The organism is Sphingomonas sp. PAMC 26617, from assembly GCF_000242835.1.
GTDB lineage: Bacteria > Pseudomonadota > Alphaproteobacteria > Sphingomonadales > Sphingomonadaceae > Sphingomonas.
In genome coordinates this window covers 1,048,990-1,075,389 of sequence record NZ_JH594425.1, presented here as the reverse complement: position 1 = coordinate 1,075,389, position 26,400 = coordinate 1,048,990, and the positions used below count along the sequence as shown (strand labels likewise).

Here is a 26,400-nt window from a genome sequence, read left to right as displayed (position 1 = left end):
AATGTTCTGCACGCCGAACATGCCATTGAACGTGCCGTCTGGGCCGGGGGTGCTGCTGAAGTTGCCGCCCTGTGCGGCGTTGCCAGCCGTGTCGTTAACCGCAAAGGTTGCAGCCGACGCCGGCGCGACAGCAGCGATGGCGAGGAGAGCAGCGGCGGCAGAAAGAAGCTTGGTACGCATGGGTTACTCTCCGAAGATAATCCAAGGTGCTCGCAAAGAGCGTGCCAAGCGCCGTTTTCCAACATTGCCACGTGTTTCAATAGGTTGGACTGTAAACCCTACTGACAGGGGTCGACCATCTGAGCATATGGCTGGGTCTTTCACAAAGACGCCCCGAGGCCTTTTTGGCATCGCCCACCCCCAGAGAACGCGATTCCTCTTGCCTCGTAATTTATTTGTGTTTGAGCTGTCCGTAACCGCAGTGACTCCGGAAGATTGCGCGGCCAGGGCTGCGGCGAACCTCCGCGCCGCAGCCCGCTCCCATCGGTCCCAAATGTTGTAACAGGATCGCTAAGCGTTGTGCGGCACTTTTCGCATGGCAGAGCGCGACCGGCCCAACGAACACAGCCTTGGAAATGCTGCTCGCGGCGGATCGAGCTGCACGCTTAGCGGACCGCGCGTCACGTGGTCCGCCGAGTGTGCGCCGCATTCGTGGCAGATCATTTACGGCCTTGTACTTTTGGGGTATGAGTCGGACATGGGAAAGATCATCGCCTTTATTCGTCGTCGGTCGGCTGAACGCTTGGCGCTGCGGGCCAGTGGCATTTGCCTCCAGTGCAAGACAGCCGTAGCAATGCAGCGCGATGATCTTTGCCATGACTGCTACATGGACAACTCATCAGCGCCATGACCATCATGCGAAGTTCGTAGTCGTGAAGGGGCCGTTCATGCCGAACGAAGCACCCGCAGCGCTGGGCTGAAGCACGAACGTAAGACGGGCTGTCGTGACGCTTGGCACCGTCCCGGCAAGCAACCAGGTGGTCGATCCAGCGCGCTGAACCTCTGCATAAGCAACCGTACCGGCCCGTCGTAGTCGGACGGTATCGCCAACCGCCGAAGCCAAGTTTGCGGTCGTCTTGCTCGTTCCGATGATCGAGTACGTGCCGCCCGGCGCGCTCTCTTGGAAAATGCCAATCGTGTACAGGCTAAAGTTCACGGGGTCGTCCGCAGCACTCAAGCCCATGATCGGATAAGTCTGAGCCGCGGTAGGCGTGTAAGCCGCCCACCCGTCCGCACTCGCGGGAAGCCGCTTTGTCGAATACGTGTTCAACTGCGGCGTGTGATTATTGATGGCCGTATCGGTATAGTAATTAAGGCCACCGGTGGTGCTGCGGATTTCCGTCACGCGGTAATCGAGCTTGTCAAAGCGCACGTAGTTCAGGGCTTCACTACCGACCGATAGCGTGACCGAGGAAGTCCGCGCGGACAGTCCCAAACCGGCAGGCGGAGTTTCAACGAACGTGATTGTTTTATCGCCGGTAGTCGTGAACGCAGGGTAGTTCAGAGTAGATCCCGAGATGGTCAAGGGCGTTCCGTCGTTGGACGAGGCGGTTGTGCTCCAAGTCGAATGCCCGCCAACGATTTGCGTGCTGCCCGCGACCCCCTGCAAGACCGTCTTCGCAATGAGCGTCAGGTCAACCTGCAGCTTGTACTTCGGTGCTGCGTTGATGAACGTATCGAACGCAGCCTTGAAGGCTACGCGGAGCACCGCGTGCCCGGCATCGTTCGCATGGAGTCCGTCGTTTGTCAGGCTGCTCGTGGGGTAGCCCGCACTATCCCCGAGCTGCGGATGGCTTCGGAGATCGAGAATAGCGTCCGCCCCGCCGCTGTTCGCCGCTACCAACGTGTTATAGGCCTGCCGCTCGGTTTCTTGGGCTGTGGTCCATGAATATGTTCCGCCTACCAAGCGTGGCAGGATCGTTTGGACGATCACGTAGAACCCCTTGGCCTTTGCAGCCGTGATGAGATTTTTCATGATGTCGTAAGTCTGTGCGCCAGTCAGATTGTTGTTGCCGATGTCGTTAGTCCCGCCCTCCGCAAATAAGATGCTTGGTCCGGTATCGACATAATAAGGGTCAATAGCGTAATTTTGAACGCGCGAATAGTTCGTCGCCAGCGTCTGGCTCGGCACGCCTAGGTTCGTGACTGTGACGCTTTGTGACGGGTAGCCCAGCGTGTTGAACGCGATCTTGTCTGCCCCGGTTGTGGTCTGACCGGCGAGGATGCTATCGCCGATGCCGACAAGGGCGGATACCGTCGCAGATACCGCAGCCACAACAAGCGAGAACGCGCCAAGGCTAGCGCTGCCGCTGCTATCGGACACGGAAATGTTCAGCCCGCTCGTCGTGCCGGATGTCGTTGGGGTGCCAGTGATAGCGCCGGTAGTAGGCGAGAATGCCAGCCCAGCCGGAAGCGTGCCGGTGAGCGCGAACGTCTTGGTCCCGCTGCCGCCTGAGGTTGCGGGGGTAAAGCTATAGGCGCTGTTCTGTTGAGCTGCAGGCGGGGTGCCGGTGATCGTAAGGGGCGTAGGCGTTGGGGTAGGCGTCGGGGTCGGCGTTACCGTCCCACCACCGCCACCAACCAAAGCCGCCTGAGCAACCGCCCCAAAGCTGAACGTGGATGCCTGCGTCGTCAGCAGTCCATCGCCCGAGGTAGCGACAACATTAACCGTGTAGATCGTGCCAGCGACAGCCGCAGTACTCCCAACGACCAGCGAGCGCAGGTTAGCCCCAAGCGCGATCTGACCCGGTACAGTGCCCGTCAGCGCGTAGGTCGTCATGCCGCGGCCCTGACCGGCGAACGGGTTCGAGAACGTCGCGATGGTCGAACCAGCCGGAGCCGTGGCGCTGAACGTGCTGGCGAACGCGCGGAATGCTTGCGTGGCGGTTGGCACGTAGTTGGATGCCAGCTCGACATAATCGTCTGCAATGCCGCACCCGCGCAGGGTGCCTTCATCGGGGCCGGAATAAATCGTGTTGGCGTTCTGCCCGTTATAGGGCCGCGTTAGACGAACAGGCACAAGCGATACTCCTAAGTATGCGGAATGGCGATGACGGACCTGTCACACCGGAAGCAGCGGTAGTGCTCGGGGCTACGGCAGCACCGAGAATGGGAACGGTGACGAATTATGTCGGACCTGTTGTCCGTCGCACCGTTCACTCCATTCACAGTAGGAGGCACTGGTTGGCGCTGAGCGCGGGTTTACACCACGTTTGGCGTAGGCGTCTTGTGTCCTACTTTTGGGGCGTCACTGAAAATGTTCGCCTTGTGACGCTCCAAATATAGGACACAAGCCAATCGCTCATTGAAGCGGTACAGTCATGACATCGGACGTATCATAGCCTCTGCTCCGTGAGGCATCGCACTCCCGGGTGACGCTTTGATAGTCCATAAATCCGCCTCTGAGACCCTCGTCCGTACTGATGCAGGCGACCGAGTGCGCATTGCGCAAAACCGAGGTTCTTTGGCGAACGTAATGTTCGCAACCCGCGATCCCCTCTTGATCAATAGTTTCGCGAACGATCCCGACATTCTGCCTTTCTGCGGTTTCCCCGCTGGGACAGCGCAGGTCGATATGCGCAGTAAGATCGCGAACCCTGCGATCGTGTTCGTCACCGACGGCGACGGCGCGATGATCTGCTTCGACCACACCGCGAGCGGATGGGAATTTCACAGCATGTTCCGCCGATCGTGCCGCGGTCGCAAAGCGATCACCGCTGCGCTTGCGATGTTCGATTGGCTGGTGCGCGCTACCGGCGCCCGCTTCCTGCTCGGCACCTGCCCCATCGAGAATCAGCGCGTCCGATGGTTCTGCCGCCAGCTCGGCATGACGTCCCTCGGCATCACTCACAGCGACCAGTTCGGCTCGGTCGAACGCTTTAGGAAGGAACTCGTATGCCTCTAGCAGCAGCAGGAATTGGTGCGGCCGGGTCGATTCTCGGCGGCATTACCGGCGGGAAAGGTGCCGCTGCCGCTGCGAAGCAGCAGGCCGCCGCTCAGCAGGCCGGGATCAACGAACAGCGAAATGAGTTCAACACGATCCAAGCGAACCAACAACCTTACATGCAAGCCGGCACATCCGGCTTGTCGGGTATGCTCGATTTGCTTGGTTTGGGATCCGGGGGCTCGTCGGGCCAGCAAACTGCAATCGATGCTTTGAAAACATCTCCAGGTTTCACCTCGCTCGACAGAACTGGCACGGACGCGATCCTGCAGAACGGGGCCGCTACTGGTGGCTTGCGTGGCGGGAACATGCAAAGCGCGCTCTACAACAACAGTTCGACGCTCCTGGCCAATACGATCCAGCAGCGCCTCGCCGCCCTCGGTGGGCTGGTGAATGTCGGTCAGGCAGGGGCTGCGGGGACAAACGCCGCCGCCACGAACTCCGGCAATACGATCACGGCGCTGCTTGGACAGCAGGGCAACGCTGCCGCGAGCGGTGTCCTGGGACAGGCGAACGCGTTCCAGAATACCTTGAATAGTCTCGGGCAGATCGCCGGGAAGTATTTCGACACACCGAAATCGGCGCTGCTCGGTACCACTGCCGCAACCGGGATTTGGTGATTTATGGCGACTGACCCCACTCAGCTCATGACCATGCTCGGCCAAAATTCGGGCATGGCAGGACAGTTCTTTCAGCAAGGCCAGAACGACGCCCGCAAGCAGCAGATCGACGACCAGAACCTTGCTCTGAATGCGTCCAAGTTAGCGGATCTGCAGCACCAGGCGGCCAATGATACGGCGTTTCAGTCCGATTGGTCATCCTACCTGAAGAATCCCACGACGGACGCGCTGGCGAGCATCGCGGTCAAGTACCCCGACCATACGAACGCCGTGAAGGAATTCTGGTCCATCAAAGATCCGGCAATTCGGCAGTCGCATATCCAAGCGATCGCACCGGTCATATCGGCGCTGCAGAACAACAAGCCTGATCTAGCGATCAGCAGCCTGAAGCAGATGCGGGAGGCTGCCACCGCGGCTGGGGAACCGACGGACGATCTCGACCAAGAAATTACAGCCCTGCAGTCGGGCGACAAGGATGCAATCAATGCCGTGAAAGGCACCATGATGATGCACCTTGCCGCGGTCGACGGAGACGGCAAGTTCGCGGAAAGTTTGGCCAAGCTGCGCACGAGCACGGCGGCTGATGCGCTAAAGGGGACAGTCGTCGGGCGTTCGATCGGTCATTACGACGCCGACGGAAAATACGTCGTTGATTACCGTGACCCTGAGGCCGCGCAGTATCGCGAGATCAAGGTCACGGACCCAAACACGAAGCAGGAGACGACGCAGTTCGTTCCGATCGGTGGCGGGTCCGTACAAACGCCTGGGGGCAGTGCAGTCAGCACAGGCGACACTAGCCGCCTCATCAACACGGACGCAGGCGGCGGATACGTTCCGGACAGCGTAAAAACGATTGGGCAATTTGTCGGCTTCGGCAAGGCGCTGAACAGCAAGGGCGCGAAATCCAGTTCAGCTGGCACGTACCAGATCAATGGTTCGACCATGGCCGAGTTCGCGCCGAAGGTTTTGGGCTCGAACTGGAAGCAAGCGCCTTTCAATGCCGACACGCAGGACAAGGTTGGCGAGGCTATTTTCAACTGGGCAAAGCAGCAGGCGGACCCTGCCGCGGCACTTCGCGGACGCTGGGTTTCGCTCAATCCTCAGGCTGCGTCACAGCTTGTGCAAGGAGACTGGTCGCAGGCACGCAGCACGATTGCGCATGGTGAAACAGGCGGCGCTCCAGGATCGAGCGCGTCTGTGTCTAGCGATGCGCCAAGCGGGTCATATTCGTTCGTCACAAAGCGGGCGACGGCAGATAACTCGGGGCTGACAGGCCCCACTTATCTTGCCACCCTTCCAACTGGCCGAGCCTCGCTCATTAAAGCGATCCTCGACGGTCGGGCGCCGGCACCGCGGCCAGGTAGTAAATTCGGCGAGCAACTGGCGGAGGACATCGCACAGGTCGATCCGTCCATCGACACCACGACGCTTCCAATGCGTCAGCAGGCACGCAAGGACTTCACCGGTAACGGCAAGGCTGCACAGGTCATGTCGTCACTAGGTCGGTTCGCTGCGCATATGAACAGCGCATGGGAAAATCATCTCGCCCTCGGCGGCATGAACCTCGGTCCTGCAAGCGGCTTCGTTGCGGGAATCACCCAGTCCTTCGACCCCGCGCACGTCAAGGGTTACAGCCAGGAGCTGGAAGCCATTCAGGGGGAATTCCAGAAGCTGTCGAAGAATGGCGCAGCGAGCGAGACCGAAGCTGAGCGTCTGATCGGCAATGCCAAGCCCGCACAGTCAGAAGCGGGCCGCGCAGCTGCGTTGCAGGCGATGGCAAAGCTCGCGCTCGCTCAATACCCGCAGATGATCAATCAGTGGCATTCAGCGTTCCCTGACCGCCCGCTACCCGTAGATCTGCAGCCCGGCTCAATGGCTGCGTTGCAGAACATCATCAAAGGCGGACGAACCGCTTTGCCGGTCGACCACAATGGGGCCCCGTACGCCCCGCGTAGTCGTGGTCAGTCGAGCGGGGGCGACACACCTATGCGGGTTGCCAACGTTCAGCAGGCGCTGAGCCTTCCTAAAGGTACCCCCTTCATTGATCCCAATGGTATCCGGAGGATCCGCTGATGTTGAATGATCCATGGGAACAGTTTCAACGCGCGGACACTGGCTTTGTAGGCGGCGACGCTGAGTTGAACAGTCCTACACCCGAGGTCTCGAACCGGTCTGTCGCTCCAGCCGCTCCTGCCGAATCAGCCTCGACGGACCCATTCGAGAAATTTCAGCGAGATCCAGGACACGCGCAGGCCGCAGAAGCCCCCGACCAGATGGCTGGCGGATTTGGCGACCAGCTCCCCGACGAGCCGCTTTCGAAGCTGAGCCCGAAAGATGAAGCGCAATATAATGCCTTGCTGCATTCAGCTGGGCCAGACGAGCTTCAGCAGTTTCTCGAGCGTCGCGGTTTCGCGAGCGATCACGCTGCGCTTACGGCGTTTACCCACGATCGCGACGTATCACTACGTGCCGGGAAGCCCGTGAATTACGGCGTCACCTACAAGATGCCCAAGGCTGTCAGCAGCGGCACCGGTAGCGCTTTCGTTCACGGTGGCGAGCAAGGCATTACCTTGGGCACGGGCGATGAAATTCACGGCCTGATCAGCGGTGTTAACGCGAGTTTGCATGGCGAAAACTTCACAGACGCGTACAATACAACGGTCGATCAGGACCGTGCCCAGCTCGGGGCGGACCAACAGGAACATCCATATGCTACCCTTGCTGGTAACCTTGCCGGTAACCTTGTTCTGCCTGTTATTGGCGAGGAGGCTGGGCTTACCCGCAGCATGTCGGCGGTTGCTGAGAATTCCTACCGGGCGGCGCGTCTTGAGGGCTTCACTGCGAACGAAGCCCGTACGATCGCAAGCAAATCGATCGCGCGACATATGGCGACGGAGGGTGCCGCTTACGGTGGTGCCTATGGCGCGGGATCGGCGAATGGTGGTCCCGGCGAACGACTTCTAGGCGGCGTCACTGGCGCTGTGGAAGGCGCTGCCGGCGGTGCGCTGCTTGGACTGGCAGGGCAGAAGCTGGCTCCAGCTATCTATGCTTCGCGGATCGCGAAGCGGGCGCTGCCGATGGCGGAGATTCCGGAGGCTGCGTTGGTTGCTCGGGCAGCCGAGCGGCAGGGCGTAGATATTCTTCCCCAAGACGTTGGTGGTCGCGGGATTCAGCGGGCGACGCAGGGTGCCGCTCAATCCCCGTTCGGTGCCAAGGTCGTGGGGGACGCGGCAGATCGCCTTTATACCAGCTTCAGCGGGCGTGTCGGAGAACTGGCTGGGGACGCACCGTCTCCACGTGATGCTGGCAACATCGTGGGCGATCGTGCGGCCGAGGTCGCCAACCGCAGTGTCGCGGCTGCGGACCACACCAGCGGGGCGGTCGAGCGGGCCCTTGCCGCGCCGTCGGACACCACCGGTGCGGGCCAGCTCATCCAGCGCGGTGTCTCACGTTTTATGGACGATACCGCGGAACGTGCGTCCGCGCTTTATGATCAGGTCCCAGTTGCTGCCGACCAGCAGGCGCAGCTCGGTAGCACGCGGCGCTTGTTGAACGACTTCACTGCGGAATGGCGTAGCAACCCCCAGCTTGGGGCAATCTTCCGCAACGGTCGGCTATCGAACTTTCTCGATGCCCTTACTCCAAATGTAACGCGCACCGAGACAGGACTGCTCGACGCATCCGGTGCGCCGATGACGCGTGACGTTACCGAGGGCGGCGCGCTGTCCTGGCAGGATCTGAGCGAGTTTCGCACTCGGGTCGGCGATATGCTTGCCGATCCGAACCTGACCGAGAAGATCGCACCCCGCCAGCTTCGCGCACTTTACGGATCTCTCACCAGCGACATGGAAGCCACGGCTCGCGACGCGAGCCCAGAAGCGCTCGCTCGTTGGCGGCGTGCGAACGACTATTACGACGGCCGAATGAAGCGCATCAACGACACCTTCTCGATGGTGCTTGGTAAGAAGGGCGACGCGACGCCGAACGAAGCCTTCGCTGCCGTACAAGGCATGCTCAAGCCAGGCTCTACCGGCAACGCCGCTGCCTTCTCGCGTATCATGCGCTCAATGCCGGCAGAGGATGCAAACACGGTACGAGCGTCCATCGTCCGTGATGCCCGGGGCGGACGTGAATTCGATCCTGCGGCCTTCACCAAGGTCTGGGGGCAGCTCTCCGAGCGCGGCAAATCGGCGCTTCTGCCTCAGCTAGGTATGCGGGTGATGATGGATGACGCGGCAGGACAGGCAGCCCTAGAAGGCCGCAGCCCGTTCGCAGGTCTTAGTGGTGAACAGATCTTCGCGAAGCTGGACGCCATGGCCGGCAACAGAGGCGACTCCAATCGCTTTCAGGCCACTATGGCGCGGCTGTCGCCCGAAGAGGCGAACGCAGTCCGATCCACCTTCATCCACCAGGGTGGTCGGGCGTTGCCAGGTGCACAGAACGCAGAGGGGGACGCCTTCAGTATCTCGCGCTGGCTCACGCGGTGGAACACCATGACGCCAGAGTCGAAAGCCGTCCTTTTCGGTCGCGGTGAACTTCGCGCTTCGATGAACGATCTGGCGCTGCTGGCGGAGCGCATCAAGGGTTCGGAAAAGCTCGCAGGACATAGCAACACGGGCGGCATAAACGAATTCAGCAAGACCAGCATGTCGCTATGGAGCGCTGCAGGTGCGGCGGTACTCGGGCATCCGATCGTTGCCGTTGGGCTTGCCATGCCGGCCGCATACCAGCGTATCAGCGCCGAAATGCTCACCTCACCGCGGCTGCTGAGATGGCTCACACGCATCCCGAAAGAAGCCGATCGCGCGGGCCAGCTCGGATACCTGTCGAAGCTGTCGACAATCGCAGCTCGCGAGCCGGTGATTGCCCACAACGTGCTCGATCTGCGCGAATTCCTCCGCACAGCCATCTCGCGATCACCCGAGAAGGCCGCCGCTCAGAATGTAGGCGATAGTCGGCAGGAACCACCATACGAGCGGGACAGCACCAATGGTCAGTAATTTACGCACAGGCGAAAGGTATCAGAAATGACCGGCAAACCACAGACCGAAACGGCTGAAGACACGGTTATGCTCGATGACGATCCCGGTCAGCATGTCGCGCTGCCATTCGGGCGCAGCATCCTTACGGGAATCAATGGCGGCGATCTGTTCTGGTTCGAGTCACGGGAAAAGCGTCTTGCTCGAGGGTTCCGCACCTGGACGCTGAACTGGCTTGCCCAAGCGGTAGCGAACGCCAGCCAAATGCCGGTGTCCGATTGCCGACGTGTCATCGTCGATGCGGTTCCCGATGGGGACGAGCACATTCTTGATTCCGGTGGGGAGTTTATTTTCGCGGTTGATCAGGCCGCGATTGTCCTGGGATGCGACCCCTGGACTGTCGAACTTCGCCCTCGGGAGCTGCATTCTTGACTGACATGGCAGATCCGAAATCTAACGGCCGCAAAACGGACGGGACATTTGCTCCGGGAAACGCGCTTGGTGGCAGGACCAAGGGGTCGCGCCACAAGGTTACCTTGGCGATCGAAGCCATGCTTGAGGGCGACCACGAGAAGCTGACGCGCAAGGCAATCGACATGGCGCTGGAAGGTGATGGTCCTGCGCTGCGCCTTTGCCTGGACCGCCTAGCGCCACCGAGGAAGGACGCTCCCATCTCCATGGAGCTGCCAGCCGTAAAGTCTGCCGAGGACACCGTAGCGGCTTCTACAGCCGTTTTGGCGGCAGTGAGCGCGGGAGAGATCACCCCTGACGAAGCTGGCCGCGTCATGGCGCTGCTGACCGCGCACCGCTCGATTATCGAAGTCGGCGATCTGGAACGCCGCTTGGCCGCACTGGAGATGAAGCAATGACGATGCACAATCTAAGGGACCGCATGGGTCGGCTTGAGGTAAAGCTGATGTCGGAGCCCGTATCCGCTCGACAGACTCAGAACGATGCCGCGCTCTTCTGCAAGAAGCTCGCCGCGATCGCGGATCAGATGGACGACAAGGACCACGGGCTATCGTTTGATGACCGGCTCGCGATGTCGCCCGCCACGCATTATGCTTGGGCAATGCGGTTTGCTCCTAAGGAAGCCTACGTTGCCCAGATCATGGCCGCGCATGGTCGCCCTTTTGAGCAAAGAGCATGAGCAAGGACATGATGCGCCGCCTGGCTGCCGTCGAAGCCGGGAGGGGCGAGCTGCCGCCGGAGGTTCGCTTGTGGCTGGGCGATCCGATCACCGAGGAAGAACGCGTATCAATGATGCCACCAGCCGCTCAGCCAAATGGAGGCGCGGCTGTCTGTAATCTGACCGCGGAAATGAGCGCGTGGTTTGAAGGCCGCAGTGCCGTTCGTGCCAATTAAGGAAGGAGATCAGCATGCCAGTTCGTGGGATCAAGCTGAGAATGGATAGCCTCGAGAGTGCAGCGGGCATCAACGCCCCCAAGCCACGGATCATATTCGTAGACGGGCATGATGACCCGCAAGCGGCCCTGCAAGCTGCGTGTCTGCGTGATGACGAAATGCCCATCGTCGTCAGATTTGTTGCAGCGTCGGCATCTCGATGATCATTCCCGATCCGACAGGCTACGCAGTTGCCGAAAACATGATTGCCGACGTCACAGCCAAACTGGCTGAATGGCAGGCGCTGCTGGACGAGCGACGTGCCGACGCGGTTCAGTCGTTCGCTATAGGCTTGGACGCGCTGGTACCACCCGAAGGGGTATCGTTCGATGAGTATGCCGAGGTACAAGTTGATCGCGTAGTTGATCGCTGGTGTCAGCAGCGTGACGCCTTCTGTCGCGAGTTTGTCGGCATGCTCAATCCGGTGTCGATTGTCGTTGCTCAGAACCTGGCAGTTGCAGCGGAACTGGGCCAGTTGGCCGGGCTTCATCTGGATAACGCTCTGAGCGCGCTGGACCGGGACTTGCGGACTAAAGCGGGCTGGGATCGGCAGTAGCGAATAACGCTGGCAAGCGGGCTCGACTCCCGCTTTAATGAGGACGGATTATGCCGAAGCCGCTGTCAGAATTATCGTCGGGCGGGCCGATAACGTTCGCAGCGGGGGTCCTTCGAGTTTCGCCGTTCGCCAGCGACGTTGCATACGTGATAGCGCTTCGGCCTGTCACTTCTCAACCTCGGGCGTGAAGAACATCGCGAACATTTCAGCGACCGTACGATCCCAGCCCTCAAGTTGCTCCTACTCCGCTTGGTCCGGGCCCGATGGGGTGTCGGCAAGTGCATTCTCCCCGTCTAATTCCGACGGCGAGGCGCTTCCCGGACCGATCATCGGACTTTCGCTAACGTCGCGGCGAACTGGTGTGTCTCGCCGCCGGTGTCGACAACGATTGTCAGCTGAAGGGGCGCATTGCCGTTCTTCATCGCCTTCGGGGGATTGAAGATTGTCGGGCCGCCGAACGTAGCACCAGGGTCGATTGTCGTTGTTTGAATGAACCCATCCACATAGGCTCGGCTCGCTGCCTGAGCTTGGTCGAGTGCGTCGCTGTCGGCCCGCGTCTGCTGATTCGCGGCTGCTTGGGCAATCTGGGCTCGGGCCGGGTCATAGGTAGTTACAGTGCCGCTGCCGTTGCTCATCGCGTTGAAGGGCGTTGTCCCTATTGTCCCGGTGGTGTTGCCGGAATAGCTGCCGTAACTGTTTACAGTACCTGCCTGCGAAGCCTCCATTGATCTGCCCGCCGCGGCCATTGCGCTGCCGAACCGTTGCCACCCTTCCTTGCGCTTTTCTTCGTGTACCAGCTGATCGTTTGTGATCATCGGGATGATCGTCCCATCAACGAGCTTAAGCGTGACGTTTGCCGGGCCAAAATTGAACGGCTTGTCGCTACGATTCGTGACGTAGAGTCGCATGCCACTGCGCTTGTCGGTAGCGCCTTTCGGGGGCATCATCCTCACGTTGGAATTCTGACCGAAATCATCAACAACCTGACGACCGTTATCCATGCGTTCGGTTTGCTGCGGCCCTGGCTGGATTGTCATTACGTAGTTGGTTGCGCCTGCAGACGAAGTTGAAAACACAACCGCTGCCATTCCCAAAACGATCTTCATTCAGCCCCCCGACCATATTTGTAATGATCGTAGTACGAGACCGCGGTCGTAACAAACCTATTTGGTATGCAAATGGCCAGAATCACCCAACGGCCGATGATCAGAGTAGCGATACGAACCGCCGGAATCAGCCATTCTTTCCCTGTGATCTTTCCCGTTTCCCTAGGGGCGTTCGGTAATCTCAGGAAATGGCAATCGGGAAAAGATTCTGCGAAGGCGCGGGACATTGCTGGTCGAGTGGGCGCGGCTGCTTTTACCGGCTTTGGATCCCGATTGGGAATGCACCTTAATGCAGTCGGGTACCGCATTGCCCAACGACGTCAGTCAGGATATTTCGCATTTCCCGTGATGCTATAGCTCGCTAGGGTTTCCGTATGTCAGTCAGTCAGTCAGCGGACGATCTACACGCCAACGACGCTTGGCGCAGTTCAGCGCTTACGATCGCGAAGCTCGGAACTTTCGAGTGGGAGGTGGACAGCGGCGTCGTCCGCCTCGACCTGCGTAGCCGGGAAATCTTCGGCTTTTCGGCTGTCGAGGATTTAACTGATCAAGCGGTCTTCGGTCGCATACATGAGGAGGATCTGCCGTCCGTCTACGCTGAATCGATGGCAGCGGTTTCGGCTGGCAAGCCGCTCAACGTACATTACAGGATCGTTCTTCCAGACGGCGTTATCCGCCAAGTTGATAGCCTTTCGGAGCCGGTGTTGTCGCCTAAAGGGCGAACCGTCCTTATGTCGGGGGTATTCGTCGACATTACCGACCAGAAAAATGCTGAAGTAGCGCTTCGTGAAAGCGAAGCGCGCTTTCGTACCATGGCTGATCGCGCACCCGTCATGATGTGGGTCACAGACCCTGACGGTTTTTGTACCCACTTAAACGCAAGATGGTATGAGTTTACGGGGCAGGCCCCGGGAGCGGGGGAAGGCTACGGTTGGCTCGATGCGGTCCATCCGGAGGACCGGCCTTCCGCGGAGCGGGCCTTTGTTTCAGCAAATACAGAACAGCGTGATTATCGAATCGAGTTCCGTTTACGCGCCGCTGATGGAGTGTACCGGTGGACAATCGATACCGCCGCCGCAAGGTTTGACGAGGCTGGCCAATATCTCGGTTATGTTGGCTCAATTATCGATATCAATGACCGTCGCGAGCACGAATCCAAGCTGACCCTCAAAGAAGAACAGTTGCGCCTCGCAATCGATATCGGTGAGATCGGTGAGTGGGATGTCGACCAACTCACAGGCAGCATGTTCTGGCCACCACGCGTCAAGGCGATGTTCGGGATTTCCGCCGATGTCCCGGTCACGTTGGACGATTACTACAACGGCGTTCATCCGGATGACCAGGAAGCAACCCGCAAGGCATACGAGGCCGCGAGCAATCCCAATCTGCGGGCATTCTACGACGTTGAATATCGGACGGTCGGCAAAGAAGACGGCATCATCCGGTGGGTTGCCGCAAAAGGGCGCGGCCTGTTCAACGCTGACGGGGATTGCACCCGAGTAATTGGCACGGCCATCGATATCACCGAACGCAAACGAATCGAAGAACAGCTCCGCGAACTGAATGAGACGCTAGAAACGCGTGTGGCCGAACGCACTGCGGAACTGCAGCAAGCCGAGGATGCTTTACGCCAAAGCCAAAAGATGGAAGCGATGGGAAGCCTTACAGGTGGTGTTGCCCATGACTTCAATAATTTGCTGACGCCGATCGTTGGCGCGCTCGACCTGCTTCAGCGTAAAGGCGTGGGAGGGGAGCGGGAGCAACGATTAATAGCTGGTGCCATCCAATCCGCTGATCGTGCTAGGACACTTGTCCAGCGACTTCTCGCATTTGCGCGGCGTCAGCCGCTCCAACCTGTCGCAGTAGATATCGCGGGTCTTGTGAAAGGGATGGCAGAGCTTCTTGCGAGCACAACAGGGCCGCGGGTGCACGTCGTCGTAGACGTGGCAGATGACTTACCGCCGGCAAACGCCGATCGGAACCAGCTGGAGATGGCGCTGTTGAACCTCGGCGTGAATGCCCGCGACGCGATGCCGGATGGCGGCACGCTGCGGATCAGCGCCACACGTGACAGCGTTCGTGCTCCGCGCAGCACGCTCAAGCGCGGACACTATGTCCGGCTTTCGGTTGCAGATACTGGTTTAGGGATGGACGACGCAACGCTCGCCCGCGCCGTCGAGCCATTCTTTTCGACCAAGGGCATTGGGAAAGGCACCGGTCTTGGGCTGTCGATGGCGCATGGTTTGGCAGCGCAGTTAGGAGGCTCCCTCACAATTCAAAGCCGTCAGGGAGTCGGTACGAACATTGAGCTTTGGTTGCCGATCAGTGCCGTCGTTCCCGACGGCAGGACATATGGCCAATCTCCTGCGGCACTTGGTCGAGCGTCCGGCGTTGTATTACTTGTCGATGACGAGGAGGTGGTAAGAGCCAGCACCGCCGATATGCTCGAAGAACTCGGTTATGAGGTGCGGCAGGCTGTTTCGGGCGAAGAGGCAATGGAGCGAGTTGCGGAAGGCCTGGCACCTGACCTGTTGATCACCGATCATCTCATGCCGGGCATGACTGGAGTGGAACTCGCGCATGCCTTGCGAGAGACAAAACCAAACCTGCCAGTGTTGATCGTGTCGGGCTATGCTGAGACAGAAGGTATTGTTCCTGACCTGCCACGACTCACTAAGCCATTTAGGAGCGCGGAGCTGGAAGAAAGTCTGGCTACCCTTACGGGCAGCCGCTAGCAAAATTCACCAAGAGAGCATCTCTCTCATATATCAACATCGTCAGATCCTTCACCCGGCGCCAGAATGATACCCCGCGTCGTTCGCGGGGTGCCGGCGGCGGGGAAAACGACGGGCGACTTCACCAGCGCGGGGTTGCCCCGCCCCACCTGACTTTCCTCGCCAGCGCCTGCCCCACCACCCCCGCCCCCTACGGGGGGCGGGGTGGGGCGGGGCGCTCTGGATGCCCCACTTACTCCACCTTGCCCCGCCCTACCTTTTGAAGGTGGGGCACTACCGTCGATGGCCAACTCGCCCGCCTCGACATACTTCTTGTTCTCACGCTTGTCGGGGCAGCGGCGCTCAACCACGAGAAGCGCCCCGCTGGCGATCCATTGGCGGAGGAGTGCATTGATCCGAGCGCGATCTGCTTTTGCGTTTTTGTCGGGGTCCAAGCCCATGACATCGGCGATGGCGATGCCGACCCAGTTCGTTGCCTGGCTGCTTTCCTTCCAGGTGCCCGCTGCAACCGCCTGCTGCACCTTACGAAGGTGGTCTGTCGTTACGCCGTCGAAGGCGTCTGGTGGCGTCCAGCGGGTCACTACGCCAACGCTATCGCCTTCCACACCGAAGGGATCATCCTCACCGGTAGCGTTGTTGACGTTCTGGGACGCCAGTTGAAACCATTGCGCGTCTTCGGCAGGCGCTCGGTTCGCCTTGTCGTCCTGCACCGTAAATAACCGGCGGCGTTCCTTATCCTCAGCAATTCCGAACCGCTGGGCTTCGGTGTTGTCCATTCGGTTGAGCACCAACGTCACACGCGCTGCCGACACGAGCGCACTGGCCCCTCGTGACGATTCCGCCGTTACTTTCTCGTTTCCGAGCTTCTTCGAATGATGGACGAGTACGATCGCGCAGCCGGCGCGCTTCGCAATGCTGGCCCATGTTTTTACCACCGCGTCGATGGCGCTGTTGTCGTTCTCGGCCACACCGTGGGACGAAACAAAGGGATCGATGACCAAAACGTCGATCTTTCGGTCCGTCAATTCAGCGACGAGTGCCTCAACAACGGGGATGGCAACGCGATAGCCATCTCGATCCTCGACCGCTATCCGAAGCTCCGCACCCTCGGGGCCGCTGTCGAGGTAAATCCGATCGCCGCAAGCGTCCTGCGTCACCCGGTGGAACATCGCGGCGGCGACAAGCTGCATTTCCAGCTCGGCCAGACCGTCCTCCAGGTTCCAGTACCAGACCCGCTTAGGGCCGGCCCAAACCGTCTTGCCGAGAATGTCCTGTCGGCCGCTCGCCAGCGACAGCAGCATCGAGGCGACGAATGACGACTTGCCGACGCCCCCTGGGGCCACGATTGCTGAAACCGTGCTCAGCAGGAGCCAGCGGCCCCACACCCAAGGGCGGCGGGGAAGGGTGCGATGATCCGGCCAGCGGAATGGCGAGGCATTGATCTTCGCTGCCTCTGGCAACGGCGCGCCAGCGAACGTCTCGGCCGCGTCGAAACGGGCTTTAAGGGAAGTTGCGTTCACCGGTTCCCCTCCATCAGCTCAGCGTTGAAGTCCTTGAAGCCGGGGGAGGGGCGCATGATCCGCACCTTTCGTCCCGCAGCCGTGAAGGCATGTGCCGCCTTGTTAGCTGCAGCCTCCCCCGGGGCATCGCCGTCAGCACCAATGACGATCGCGCGCGTGACGTCGGCCATCTCCATTCGGGGGAGCATCGACGTACCCGCCGATACCCAGACCGAGCGGCCAAGAGCCTGCGCAAGCGTCAGTCCGTCCTCCAGTCCCTCGGTAACGACGAGACTGGCGACGGGCGCGCCGAGCTGGATCGCGCCGCCAGCGACGCGCCCGAGCGACAGTTTCACCTCGGCGACGTCGGCTTTGCGCCCCTCCTCGGTCAGGAATGTGCGCTGGATCCCAGTGAGATCGCCATCTGGATTGCAGACCGCGGCGACGAGAGCAGGGCGGGTGGCCTGTTCTTGAGGGTAGCGGAGCCGGGCAAAGCGCAGTGTGTGCGGTAGATCCATCGTGATCCCGCGAGACCGAAGATAAGCCTCAGCAGGCGTACCGTCGATTGCTGTCGCGCCCTCCCAGATCGACAATGCAGCCTTCGACCAATCTGCCTTGGGTGTCGCGATGACGCGCTGCTGTTCGAGTTCGCGCAGGACTCCACCGTCCAACATATCGATCGCTGGCAGCAGCTTCACGCCATAGGCTCGTTGGACGAAGTCGAGCACGTCGCCTTCGGCACCACAGCCGAAGCACTGGAAGCGGCGATCGTCGGCGTAGATAGTGAAGCTGGGCGACTTGTCGGGATGAAAGGGGCAGCACCCCTTCAGCTCCCGCCCAGCGCGCTGTAGCTTCACGCCTGCCTTCGCGGCCACGCCCGAAATGGGAAAGCGGTCTCGAAGGTCAGCGCAGATTCGCGGCAGATCGGTCACGGTGTTTCTCTCGCCTGCTCGTCCGTAAGCGGCATAGGGGTCCTTCAGCATCAAAAATCTCCCGGCACGGAGGGGAGGCCAACGCCAGGGCTAGCGTCCTGAACGGCTGCGTCGCAGACCCAGACGTCACATGTGCCGCCGTACGTGTCCCGGTTGAGTGCATAGGCAGCGGTGATCGCCTCCTCTCCGGTCGCGAACGGACCGGCGAAACTGCCCCAACTATTGCCCGACGAACTCTCGTGACCGATTTCGAAGCCATCGATCTTGTCGCCCATGACGTGGACGGTGCCGCGGTTTTCGCGCTGCCGCTGGGGCAGCAATAGTATGCGAGCGCTCATGCTGCATCTCCTGCCGGTTCGTACTGGCCAAAGAGAAATGGACGGAGGCGGGTGTCTGTCGAATAGCTCCAGGACACTGGCAGTCGGTATCGCTGCCAAGCTTGCATCGTGACGTCACGGGCCTGCTCGAACGGTACCGACTGGCAAAGCCATTCTGGCTTCTTCCATTTCCCGTAACGCCATTCGCAAATAGCGACGGTCCATGATCCGTGTGGTGTTTGGCTCATCAAGATTGATCGCCGCACCGCGAGGCGAGGGGCCTTGCCGCGAACCGCACGTGCCGCGCGAGCATGCGCCCAAGACGCTGGTGGATAGATCCACGCCATTATGCCGTCTCCAGCTGGTTGGCAGTGACCATGACAAAGCCTTCGTCACGGCCGATCGCTTCACACGATCCAGCGCAGACGATTAGTGCCTTCCGAGAAACCGCATCGGGGCACCGGTTCACCAGCAGCTGAAGCGCGGCAAGGTGGGGCGGCAGGGCGAACATTTCAGCGAGGTTGCCGGGGTCAGACATCGAGCGTCTCCCCCCAAGCCAGTGACGCGACCATATTCGCGCGATGGCCGTCGATCCCGAAGAGTCGAAGTCGTTGAATCCTGAGTGCGTGCGTGCTATCTGAAGTGTCGTTACTGCTGATGAAATTCGTGAAAGGTCGCCCCGGCACAGGGCGGCCTTTCCGCTTATGGGGCTCCGATACCCCAACCGTTTCGAGCATCATCGATCACGCAGCCTGGCCTACGAGCGCACGGATGCTATCGATCTTTACTAGCGTCCTTCGACCGATCTTTACGGTGTCGAGTTTGCCTTCGTTGAAGAGTCGGTAAATCGTCGTGTGGCCAATGCCGAGCGCCTTCTTGGCGTCTTCCACGGTGACTGTGACGGGGTCCATCGTTGCCTCCTGAATGCTGGGAAATTCCAGCGGGCAACGACGTTGGTACTAGGTAATTGCGGGCTCGTGTTGTGTCCTACTTTCCGAGTGTCACAACAGGTGACGTATACGTCACACCTTGCCTATTACGCCTGATCGATGGCGGCTCCGGCGCAGAACACGCCCCACGCATTGAGCAGATCGCGTCGCATCTCCATAAACTTAGTGCGCTTGTAGGCGCGGATCACTTTATCCGGCACCAAATGCGACATTGCCTCTTCCACGACAGGATCAGGAACTTCCGGCATCTTCTCCGCAGCCCAGTCCCGAAATGAACTGCGAAAGCCGTGCGCGTCACAAGCCTGCTTTGCAGTTTTCAGTGCGGCAGTAAGGGTCATGTCCGATAGCGGGCTGCCACCGCGACCGGGGAAAACTAGATCATCCGCTTTCGGCGATCGCTCGTCTCTTATGCGCTCGAGCAACTTTATTGCGGGGGCGTTCAGCGTTACAGTATGAGCCTTCTTGTTTTTCATCATTTCGGCGGGGCGGTTCCACTCCCACTTGTCAAAATTGATATGTTTCCAGCGAGCATGACGGGCTTCGCCGGGACGTGCAGGGGCGAAGATAACGAGCAAGAGGGCCAGCCTGCCATTAGTGTCAGGCTTCGACGTCAGATCGGCGACGAACGCTGGCACCTCGGCGTAGGGCATAGCGTCGAAGTTGCTGCCTTCCGGCTGGTTGGGTAGGCCGACGCTGACCGATTTGCTTGGTGCCTCGCTGTCACGCCAGTTCTTCGATTTGGCGTAGTTCAGCACGGTCGCGATGTGCTGCCGCACCTTCCGCGCCATGGCGGGCTTGGTTAGCCAGATTGCCTTGAGTGCGTCCTGGATCTCACCGCTATCGATCTCGTTAACCGGCATCTTTCCCAATAGGGGGTACGCGTGGGTCTCGAGTCGCGACAGGAAGGCCGCGGCGTTCTTCGTCTCCCATCCGTCCTTCAACGCAGCGTGTGCCAGTTCCGCAGCTTTCTTGAAGTCGGGCGTGGCTGCACGGTCGCGATCTCGCTCGGCGATTGGGTCGCGACCCGACTTGGCGAACTTCCGCAACTCGTCCGCCTTCTCCCGGGCTTCAGCTAGTGTCAGATCGCGCCGCAATAAGATGGGCAGCTTCTCGGACTCGCGCCGGTCTTCGGATGAGCGCGTCGATAGATCGACGGAGCCAAGGCCTATGTCCTGGCGCTTGCCGCCGTGCTGGATCCGCAAGACCCAGGACTTACCGCCGGACGGCTTCACGACCAAACATAGCCCTTTGCCGTCTCCGTGACGGCCAGGCTTGGCATTCCTCACGAAGGCGACGGTCAGCTTACCCATAATGGCCCCACATCCGATACCACACTTTGGCGCGGTTGCTGGCGAACAGTAGCGGAACATGGCGAACGATCAACACGGAACTATGCGGGAACGTAAAGGCGGTGGCGAACAACGACGATGGTTGGCGAACATCTACTTCTAGTCCTCACGGGGCATCCAGCCATCCCCCCCATCGCAGCGCGCCATCGGTTCACAACCGCCGCGTCCAGTTGACCGCCCGTCGCCAGAACAGCGAGCGACCCGATTGCGCGCGCGCGACGCGCATCTGCGCAAGCGCCATGTCCCGCGGCGCGAAAGCTAAGAACAGCAGCCAGCTCAGCCGACCAATGCCGCCCGCCCATCCGTCCGTCCGCAGCAACAGCAACCAGTTCAGCGCCGCCGCGATGGCCTTTCGCCGGCTGTCGTCCGGCAGCGGGCGATCCGTGGCGAAGCGCAACACTAGGATCCGGCTCTCCAACTGGTGAAAGCTCGACAACAATGGGCGGCGGACGGCAATGCCCCGGTGCGCTGCAACGCGCAGGAAGGCGTCCTCGAGCGCGCTTTCGAACCTGAGCCAGCGAACGGCCGCCGCGATATCCCAGGCACCGGCCGCCGACGCCCATTGGTTGCGTCCATGCACGCGGTAGGCCCCGAGCGGGATCGCCAACGACCGAACGTTGCCGAACAAGGGCGCTAATTTGTTCAGATAGCCGTCGGGCGATCGGTAGATCTTGGTGTCGTCCAGCGGCAACACCGCGTCCAGATACTGCCGGCGGTACAGATTGCCGGTCGATACGGTCCAGGCATACCAGCCCGACAGCAGCGATTGGCGGCGCACTTCGGCGGGCGTGAACGCCGCACTGAAATACGGGAACGCCATCGCCTGGCTGACCCCTTGTGGATCGATCGTTTCGAGCTGGAACTGGATTTTGACGTCGCCCGGCATCAGGTTTCGCAGCGCGGTCGAGATACAGGTCGGATGGAGCAGGTCGTCCGCGTCGAGGAACAGGACAGCGTTTCCCCGCGTGCGCGAATAGCCGGTATTCAGCGCCGCCGAATGCCCCCTGTTCGGACAGTAGAGCGCCTCGACCGCGGAACCGTAGGATTCTATGATATGGCGCGACCCGTCGCTGGATCCGTCATCGACGACGATGGTCTGGATCGCGGGATGATCCTGCGCGAGCGCGCTATCGATCGCGGTCGCGAGATACGCCGCATAATTATAGTTGATGATGACGATGGTTACGAGGTCTTGATCTTCCGGTGTCACTATAGTGTCTATAGTGGTCATCAAGACAGTTCGCCTCTGGTAGCTGCTTGTGAACAGTACGAACGGGCAGACGGGATGTATCAGTAGCGTTTGCCAAAATTATAACGGCTCCGGAAAGATTGCAACTCGAATACTGGACCGATCCGATCCAGCTTCACCATCAGGCCGCCGCGATCGTCTTGGCGGAAAGCCGCGGCCTACTCCATCCCCGCGCGCATCGCCGCCGCCGCGACGAACGGCGCGCCCGCGAGCAACAGCAGGCTGACCGCGCCGAGCAGCTTGAGCGCGCCCATTCCGCCCTCGATCGACCCTGCGCCGAAGATCAGCAGCGGGACCGCAAGCGGCAACATCACCAGCCCGGCGACCGAGCCCGCGCCGCGCAACCCCGTCACCAGCGCGGACGTCGCGACCGCGAGTGCCGCCAGCCCCGGGGTGCCGATCAGCAACCCGAGCTCGACCGCGCCGAGCGTCGCGGCGGGCAGGCCGAGCAAGCCGGCGGCAAGGACCGCGGCGAGCATCAGCGGCGGCCCGAAGCCGAGCCAGTGCGCGACGATCTTCGCCGCCGCGACCGCCGACAGGCTCACCCCGCGCACCGCAAGCTGGTCGATCACACCGCTGTCGAGGTCGGGGCCGACCAGCCGCTCGACCGGCATCAGCGCGGCGAGCAGCGCGGCGGCCCAGATGACGCCCCCACCGATCCGTGCGAGCAATGCGGTGTCTGGCCCGACCGCGAAGGGGAACAGGATCGTGACGAGCAGGAAGAAGGCGACCGCATTGACGATTCCGCCGCTTGCCCAGCCGATCCGCAGGTCGCGCGCGATCAACGTCAGCATGACAGGACGATCGGCTGCGCGGCGGGGAGCGCGAGCGGCTGGTGAGTCGCGACCAGCGCGATCCCGCCCGCTGCGCGATGCTGCGCGACCAGCCGTTCGAGCATCGTGACGCTGGCGACGTCCAGCCCGTTGGCGGGTTCGTCGAGCAGCCACAGCGTCGCGCCGCTGGCGACGACGCGCGCGAGCGCGGCGCGGCGGCGCTGACCGGTTGAGAGCAGCCGGACCGGGACTTCGGCGATCGCCGCGAGATCGACGTCCCCCAGCGCGCGCAGCGCCCGGTCGCGCGCCGCGGCGGTGTCGGGATCGAGCGAGGCCCAGAAAGCGAGCGCATCGACCAGCCGCCGCGCCGGATCGAGCGCATGCGCCTCCGCGAGCAACGCGCGCGTCGCGGGATGCGTCACGGTTCCGGCGGCCGGGCGGAGCAACCCCGCCGCGATCCGGAGCAAGCTCGACTTGCCGACCCCGTTCGGCCCCGACACGAGCCCAGCGTCGCCGGGCGCAAGCGCGAAGGACAGCGCCTCGAACAGCAGCCGCCCGCCGCGCACGCAGCTGACCCCCGAAAAGGCGAAGGCGGCGGGGTGGTCGCTCACCGGTCCGACGCCGCCGCTTCCAGCGCGTGCATGTCGGCATCCGAGAGCCCGAAATGATGCCCGATCTCGTGGATCGTGACATGCGCGACCAGCTCGGTCAGCGCGATTCCGGTCGCGACCCATTCGTCGAGAATCGCGCGGCGGTAGAGGTGGATCCGGTCGGGCAACGTCCCTGAATCCATCGACGATTTCTCGCCCACCGGGCGACCGTGATAGACCCCCGACAGGTCGAACGGATCCTCGATCCCGAGCGCATCGAGCGTCTCGTCGTCGGCGAACTCCTCGACGATCAGCACGACGTCGCCGAGATGCGCGCGAAATTCGGGCGGGAGCCCCGCGATCGTCGCCCGCGCGATCGATTCGATCGTGTCGGCATCGGGCGGGAGTTGATCGGTCAGCGCCATGCGCTAAGTCTTACGGCGATGGCGCGCCTTGCGCCAGCGGGAGAGCATTAGGTGACGGTGGAGCCGCTGAACGACGAAGACCGGGCCGCCGCGCTCGATGCGCTCGACGAATGGGATTATGACGAATCGCGCGATGCGATCACGCGGCGCTTCACCTTCGCCGATTTCAGCGAGGCGTTCGCATTCATGACGCGCGTCGCGTTCCTTGCGGAAAAGGCGGATCATCATCCCGAATGGTCGAACGTGTGGAATCGCGTCGACATCGCGCTGACCACGCACGACGCGGGCGGGTTGTCGCACAAGGACGTGGCGATGGCGGAGGCGATCGAGGCGCTGACGGTATAAGGGCGCGCGCGCTACACGAGCGACAGCCCCAGCCACCGCTTGGGTCTGCGGAGGTTGCGCAGCACCAGCCGTTCGACCGCAAGCACCAGCAGAAGGGTCGCGCCGAACAGCGGCATGGACAGGCCGAGCGCGACGATGCCGCCGATCAGCACCGGTCCATAACGCGGGCGCGTGAGCGGGATCGGCGCGCCGAGCAGCCCGACCGGGCGCCGGTGCCACCACAGCACCGCGCCCGACCCGGCGAGCAGCGCGAGCAGCAGCGCGGTCAGCGTCCCCGCGATCTGGTTGGCGACCCCGAACAGCGCGCCCTCGTGCGCCGCGATGCCGTAACCGATCAGCCGGTCGATCCAGTGGCGCTCGGTAAAGTCGCTGCGGTGGAGGATCTGCCCGGTCGCCCCGTCGAACGTCGCCTCGGCGCGCAGGGGGCGGTCGGCGGCGTCGGACGAGACCTTCCACGGCGCGCCGGGCGTCTTGGGGGGCGCGACCAGCACCGGCGGCGCGAGCGCGAGCGGCTGCGCCGCGCGCACGACCCGGGTAAGGTCGCCCCCGGGGGGCGCAGCGGCGCTTCTTTGCGCCATCATGCCGGCCATCCCGGCCATCCCCGCATGGTCGGCATGCAGGTCGGCGGCGGGATCGGGCTTGGGCGGCTTGCCCCCGATCGTCCAGTCGACCGGCCCGTTGCTCGTCCCCGTCAGCGCGCGGATCTCGACCAGATAGCTGCCCCAAACGTTCGCCCAGGGCAGTCCGGTCCCGATCAGCCCGAGCGCGAAGAGCGACACCCAGATCCCGGCCGTCGCATGAAGATCGCGCCAGAACAGCCGCTTGCCCCCGCGAAGGCGCGGATACAGCACCCCGCCGAGCCCCCGCCGCGCGCGTGGCCACCACAGGTACAGCCCGGTCAGCAGCATCGTCACCGCCCAGCACGCGGCGATCTCGACGATACCGCTCCCGATCGTCCCCGCGAGCAGTTCGCCGTGGAGTCGGGAGAGCAGCGGGAACAGCCGGGTCGCCTCGGGGGCGACGTGCAACACCGCCAGTGTCGCGGGGTCGACATAGACGCGCGTGTCCACGCCACCGCTGGTGACGATGACGCGCACGGCGTGGCCCGGCGCATCGGGCAGCACGTAGCTCCGCAGGCTCGCCCCCGGCACCGCGCGCAGCGCCGCAGCGACCTGCGCATCGGGTGATCGCGCGGGCGCGCTGGTCGCGAGGTGGTCGAACCGCTGGTCGAGCCAGGCTTCCACCTGCGGCCGCCACAGGTACAGCGACCCGGTCAGCGCGAGCCACAGGACGAACGGGATGCACAGCAGGCCGGCATAAAAATGCCAGCGCCACACCGTATTGTACCAACGGGTCCCCGGCGCCAGGACGCTCATGGTCTTCTCGCAGGGGCCGACGCCCGCGATCGGGGGACGGCAGTCGGCACGGGGCCGGCCGGCGCGGCGAGCGTCACGGCCGCACCGCGAGAGCGGGTACGTTCTGTCATGGGAAATTCCTGTCCGATGCGCGCAAGCGGCGCGCGATCGATCCTCTGGGGCGGGTGGCGGACCCGCCCCGGCAAGGCTCAAGCGATCGCGGGCGGGCCGCGTAACGGGGGGCGCAGGAACGCGCGGCGCGCGATCGGCGCGTTCGGAGCGAACAGGCGCGCGGCCGCGAGCGTAGCGGCGATCGCGATCGCCGGCAGGACGAGGTCGATCCCGCCGAAGCTCGGCGCGGTCAGCCCCGCGAAGGCACAGGGGACATCGGGTTTTGCCGGAGCCTGGTCATGCCCCTTGCGGGGCGGCGACAGCGCAGGGGCCGCCATTCCAGGCATGACGCCCGCGCGCTCGGGCGCCGTCGCCATTCCCGGGCACAGCACCACCGCGATCCCGCTCGCGGTCCGCTCCGGCATGAAACCCGCGGGCACGATCGCCTTCATCAGCACCGCCGCCGCAATCACCATCCAGGTGGCAAGCGCGTTGCGTCGCAAGAGGATACGGAGCGGACCCATCGCGTTTGCGCTAGCCTGCGCAGGACTCGCTGTCACTTGGACAAACCGCCCGGTTCCGCTTCGTGCCACCGAATCCGTATTGGTGCGTTTGAGGTGCCATGACCGATTTCGCTCTCCCGCTCGATGGCGGCTGCTTCTGCGGTACGATCCGGTACCGGATCGACCAGCCGCCCTTGTTCACCATGGCGTGCCACTGCACGGACTGCCAGCAGATGACCGCTTCGGCGTTCTCGCTCGGGCTTGCGGTCGCGAAGGACGGGTTCACCGTTACGTCCGACACGCCCCCGCGCGCGCTCGACAAGCAGGCGGAATCGGGGGCGACCTCGACCCGCTACGTCTGCCCCGATTGCGCGGGCTGGACGCATACGACGACGACCGGATCCCCCGACAGCGTGATCGTCCGCCCGTCGTCGCTGGACGATCGCACCTGGGTCCGCCCGATCGCCGAGATCTTCACGCGCTCGGCACTCCCCTGGGCGCGGCTGTCGGCGGCGTTCATCTACGAGACCGAGTTCGAGGATCCATCGCCGATCGTCGCGGCCTTCAAGACGAGCGACATTCGGCCGGCGTGATCAAAGCTAGGTCTTTGGATTACCGGCGTCATCCTGAACGTGTTTCAGGGTCGACCGTGCCGTGAC

27 protein-coding genes and 1 pseudogene are annotated in these 26,400 nt (G+C 62.1%); 13 read left to right on the top strand and 15 right to left on the bottom strand.

Going from position 1 to position 26,400, the window contains the following annotated elements; translation table 11 throughout:
• Positions 1-180, bottom strand: a pseudogene (locus tag RH91_RS22230) (FxDxF family PEP-CTERM protein); the annotation flags it as partial.
• Positions 181-535: 355 nt separating this feature from the next.
• Between RH91_RS22230 and RH91_RS22805 the strand changes: the two are divergent.
• Positions 536-850: a hypothetical protein gene (locus RH91_RS22805; protein WP_198283226.1), complete on the top strand. Its 315-nt coding sequence runs from the start codon at positions 536-538 to the stop codon at positions 848-850.
• Positions 851-853: 3 nt separating this feature from the next.
• Here the strand turns inward: RH91_RS22805 and RH91_RS04580 are convergent, their stop codons facing one another.
• Positions 854-3,019, bottom strand: a complete 2,166-nt coding sequence (locus tag RH91_RS04580; protein ID WP_010161394.1) for an SGNH/GDSL hydrolase family protein — start codon at positions 3,017-3,019, stop codon at positions 854-856.
• 456 nt (positions 3,020-3,475) lie between these two features.
• On the opposite strand from RH91_RS04580, the gene RH91_RS04575 reads away from it, so the two are divergent.
• From RH91_RS04575 to RH91_RS04535, 9 genes are all read left to right on the top strand, one after another.
• Complete coding sequence (locus RH91_RS04575; RefSeq protein ID WP_010161393.1) at positions 3,476-3,904, top strand: hypothetical protein; 429 nt, start codon at positions 3,476-3,478, stop codon at positions 3,902-3,904.
• On the top strand, positions 3,895-4,563 hold the full coding sequence (locus RH91_RS22220; protein WP_157136853.1) for a hypothetical protein: 669 nt from the start codon (positions 3,895-3,897) through the stop codon (positions 4,561-4,563). The genes RH91_RS04575 and RH91_RS22220 overlap by 10 nt, the downstream gene beginning before the upstream one ends.
• A 27-nt stretch (positions 4,564-4,590) precedes the next feature.
• Positions 4,591-6,636 (top strand): hypothetical protein, encoded by a 2,046-nt coding sequence (locus tag RH91_RS04565; RefSeq protein WP_157136852.1) that lies wholly within the window; start codon positions 4,591-4,593, stop codon positions 6,634-6,636.
• A complete protein-coding gene (locus RH91_RS04560; RefSeq protein ID WP_010161389.1) occupies positions 6,636-9,563 on the top strand; it encodes a hypothetical protein in 2,928 nt (975 codons plus the stop codon). The genes RH91_RS04565 and RH91_RS04560 overlap by 1 nt, the downstream gene beginning before the upstream one ends.
• A gap of 27 nt (positions 9,564-9,590) precedes the next feature.
• Positions 9,591-9,974: a hypothetical protein gene (locus RH91_RS04555; RefSeq protein ID WP_010161388.1), complete on the top strand. Its 384-nt coding sequence runs from the start codon at positions 9,591-9,593 to the stop codon at positions 9,972-9,974.
• Between the two features lie 5 nt (positions 9,975-9,979).
• The gene (locus RH91_RS04550; protein WP_029623603.1) at positions 9,980-10,411 is read left to right on the top strand and encodes a hypothetical protein; all 432 of its coding nucleotides are present in this window, start codon (positions 9,980-9,982) and stop codon (positions 10,409-10,411) included.
• Positions 10,408-10,692 (top strand): hypothetical protein, encoded by a 285-nt coding sequence (locus RH91_RS04545; protein ID WP_010161386.1) that lies wholly within the window; start codon positions 10,408-10,410, stop codon positions 10,690-10,692. The genes RH91_RS04550 and RH91_RS04545 overlap by 4 nt, the downstream gene beginning before the upstream one ends.
• Positions 10,689-10,907 carry a hypothetical protein gene (locus tag RH91_RS04540; protein WP_010161385.1) on the top strand — a complete coding sequence of 73 codons (219 nt, stop codon included), beginning with the start codon at positions 10,689-10,691 and terminating at the stop codon, positions 10,905-10,907. Before RH91_RS04545 ends, RH91_RS04540 begins: the two co-directional genes overlap by 4 nt.
• A gap of 199 nt (positions 10,908-11,106) precedes the next feature.
• The gene (locus tag RH91_RS04535; protein ID WP_010161384.1) at positions 11,107-11,502 is read left to right on the top strand and encodes a hypothetical protein; all 396 of its coding nucleotides are present in this window, start codon (positions 11,107-11,109) and stop codon (positions 11,500-11,502) included.
• A 326-nt stretch (positions 11,503-11,828) separates the two neighbouring features.
• Here the strand turns inward: RH91_RS04535 and RH91_RS04530 are convergent, their stop codons facing one another.
• Entirely contained in the window at positions 11,829-12,608 is a 780-nt protein-coding gene (locus RH91_RS04530) for a hypothetical protein (protein ID WP_157136851.1), read from the bottom strand.
• A 470-nt stretch (positions 12,609-13,078) separates the two neighbouring features.
• Here RH91_RS04530 and RH91_RS04525 point away from each other — a divergent pair, with 470 nt between their 5' ends.
• Positions 13,079-15,343: a PAS domain-containing hybrid sensor histidine kinase/response regulator gene (locus RH91_RS04525; RefSeq protein WP_232283407.1), complete on the top strand. Its 2,265-nt coding sequence runs from the start codon at positions 13,079-13,081 to the stop codon at positions 15,341-15,343.
• A 26-nt stretch (positions 15,344-15,369) separates the two neighbouring features.
• Here the strand turns inward: RH91_RS04525 and RH91_RS04520 are convergent, their stop codons facing one another.
• From RH91_RS04520 to RH91_RS04475, 10 genes are all read right to left on the bottom strand, one after another.
• Positions 15,370-16,863: an AAA family ATPase gene (locus RH91_RS04520; protein ID WP_081469505.1), complete on the bottom strand. Its 1,494-nt coding sequence runs from the start codon at positions 16,861-16,863 to the stop codon at positions 15,370-15,372.
• Complete coding sequence (locus RH91_RS04515) at positions 16,860-17,825, bottom strand: DUF7146 domain-containing protein (RefSeq protein WP_081469504.1); 966 nt, start codon at positions 17,823-17,825, stop codon at positions 16,860-16,862. The genes RH91_RS04520 and RH91_RS04515 overlap by 4 nt, the downstream gene beginning before the upstream one ends.
• Positions 17,825-18,112 (bottom strand): hypothetical protein, encoded by a 288-nt coding sequence (locus RH91_RS04510; RefSeq protein ID WP_010161378.1) that lies wholly within the window; start codon positions 18,110-18,112, stop codon positions 17,825-17,827. The genes RH91_RS04515 and RH91_RS04510 overlap by 1 nt, the downstream gene beginning before the upstream one ends.
• A gap of 325 nt (positions 18,113-18,437) precedes the next feature.
• Entirely contained in the window at positions 18,438-18,629 is a 192-nt protein-coding gene (locus RH91_RS04505) for a hypothetical protein (protein ID WP_029623601.1), read from the bottom strand.
• Between the two features lie 205 nt (positions 18,630-18,834).
• Positions 18,835-19,002 carry a helix-turn-helix domain-containing protein gene (locus tag RH91_RS04500; RefSeq protein ID WP_029623600.1) on the bottom strand — a complete coding sequence of 56 codons (168 nt, stop codon included), beginning with the start codon at positions 19,000-19,002 and terminating at the stop codon, positions 18,835-18,837.
• A 125-nt stretch (positions 19,003-19,127) separates the two neighbouring features.
• Positions 19,128-20,351, bottom strand: coding sequence for a tyrosine-type recombinase/integrase (locus RH91_RS04495; protein ID WP_010161375.1), 1,224 nt, complete (start codon positions 20,349-20,351; stop codon positions 19,128-19,130).
• A gap of 190 nt (positions 20,352-20,541) precedes the next feature.
• A complete protein-coding gene (locus RH91_RS04490) occupies positions 20,542-21,600 on the bottom strand; it encodes a glycosyltransferase family 2 protein (RefSeq protein WP_010161374.1) in 1,059 nt (352 codons plus the stop codon).
• Between the two features lie 197 nt (positions 21,601-21,797).
• The gene (locus RH91_RS04485; protein WP_010161373.1) at positions 21,798-22,433 is read right to left on the bottom strand and encodes a heme exporter protein CcmB; all 636 of its coding nucleotides are present in this window, start codon (positions 22,431-22,433) and stop codon (positions 21,798-21,800) included.
• The gene (gene ccmA, locus RH91_RS04480) at positions 22,427-23,023 is read right to left on the bottom strand and encodes a heme ABC exporter ATP-binding protein CcmA (protein WP_010161372.1); all 597 of its coding nucleotides are present in this window, start codon (positions 23,021-23,023) and stop codon (positions 22,427-22,429) included. Before ccmA ends, RH91_RS04485 begins: the two co-directional genes overlap by 7 nt.
• A complete protein-coding gene (locus RH91_RS04475; protein WP_010161371.1) occupies positions 23,020-23,427 on the bottom strand; it encodes a metallopeptidase family protein in 408 nt (135 codons plus the stop codon). The genes ccmA and RH91_RS04475 overlap by 4 nt, the downstream gene beginning before the upstream one ends.
• Before the next feature lie 51 nt (positions 23,428-23,478).
• Between RH91_RS04475 and RH91_RS04470 the strand changes: the two genes are divergently transcribed.
• On the top strand, positions 23,479-23,772 hold the full coding sequence (locus RH91_RS04470) for a 4a-hydroxytetrahydrobiopterin dehydratase (protein WP_010161370.1): 294 nt from the start codon (positions 23,479-23,481) through the stop codon (positions 23,770-23,772).
• Between the two features lie 11 nt (positions 23,773-23,783).
• On the opposite strand, the gene RH91_RS04465 is transcribed toward RH91_RS04470, so the two are convergent.
• Both RH91_RS04465 and RH91_RS04460 read right to left on the bottom strand, forming a co-directional pair.
• Positions 23,784-25,148 (bottom strand): PepSY-associated TM helix domain-containing protein, encoded by a 1,365-nt coding sequence (locus RH91_RS04465; RefSeq protein ID WP_010161369.1) that lies wholly within the window; start codon positions 25,146-25,148, stop codon positions 23,784-23,786.
• A gap of 188 nt (positions 25,149-25,336) precedes the next feature.
• Complete coding sequence (locus RH91_RS04460; protein WP_010161368.1) at positions 25,337-25,762, bottom strand: DUF2946 family protein; 426 nt, start codon at positions 25,760-25,762, stop codon at positions 25,337-25,339.
• A 98-nt stretch (positions 25,763-25,860) separates the two neighbouring features.
• Between RH91_RS04460 and RH91_RS04455 the strand changes: the two genes are divergently transcribed.
• Complete coding sequence (locus tag RH91_RS04455; RefSeq protein WP_010161367.1) at positions 25,861-26,334, top strand: GFA family protein; 474 nt, start codon at positions 25,861-25,863, stop codon at positions 26,332-26,334.
• Positions 26,335-26,400 lie beyond the last annotated feature (66 nt).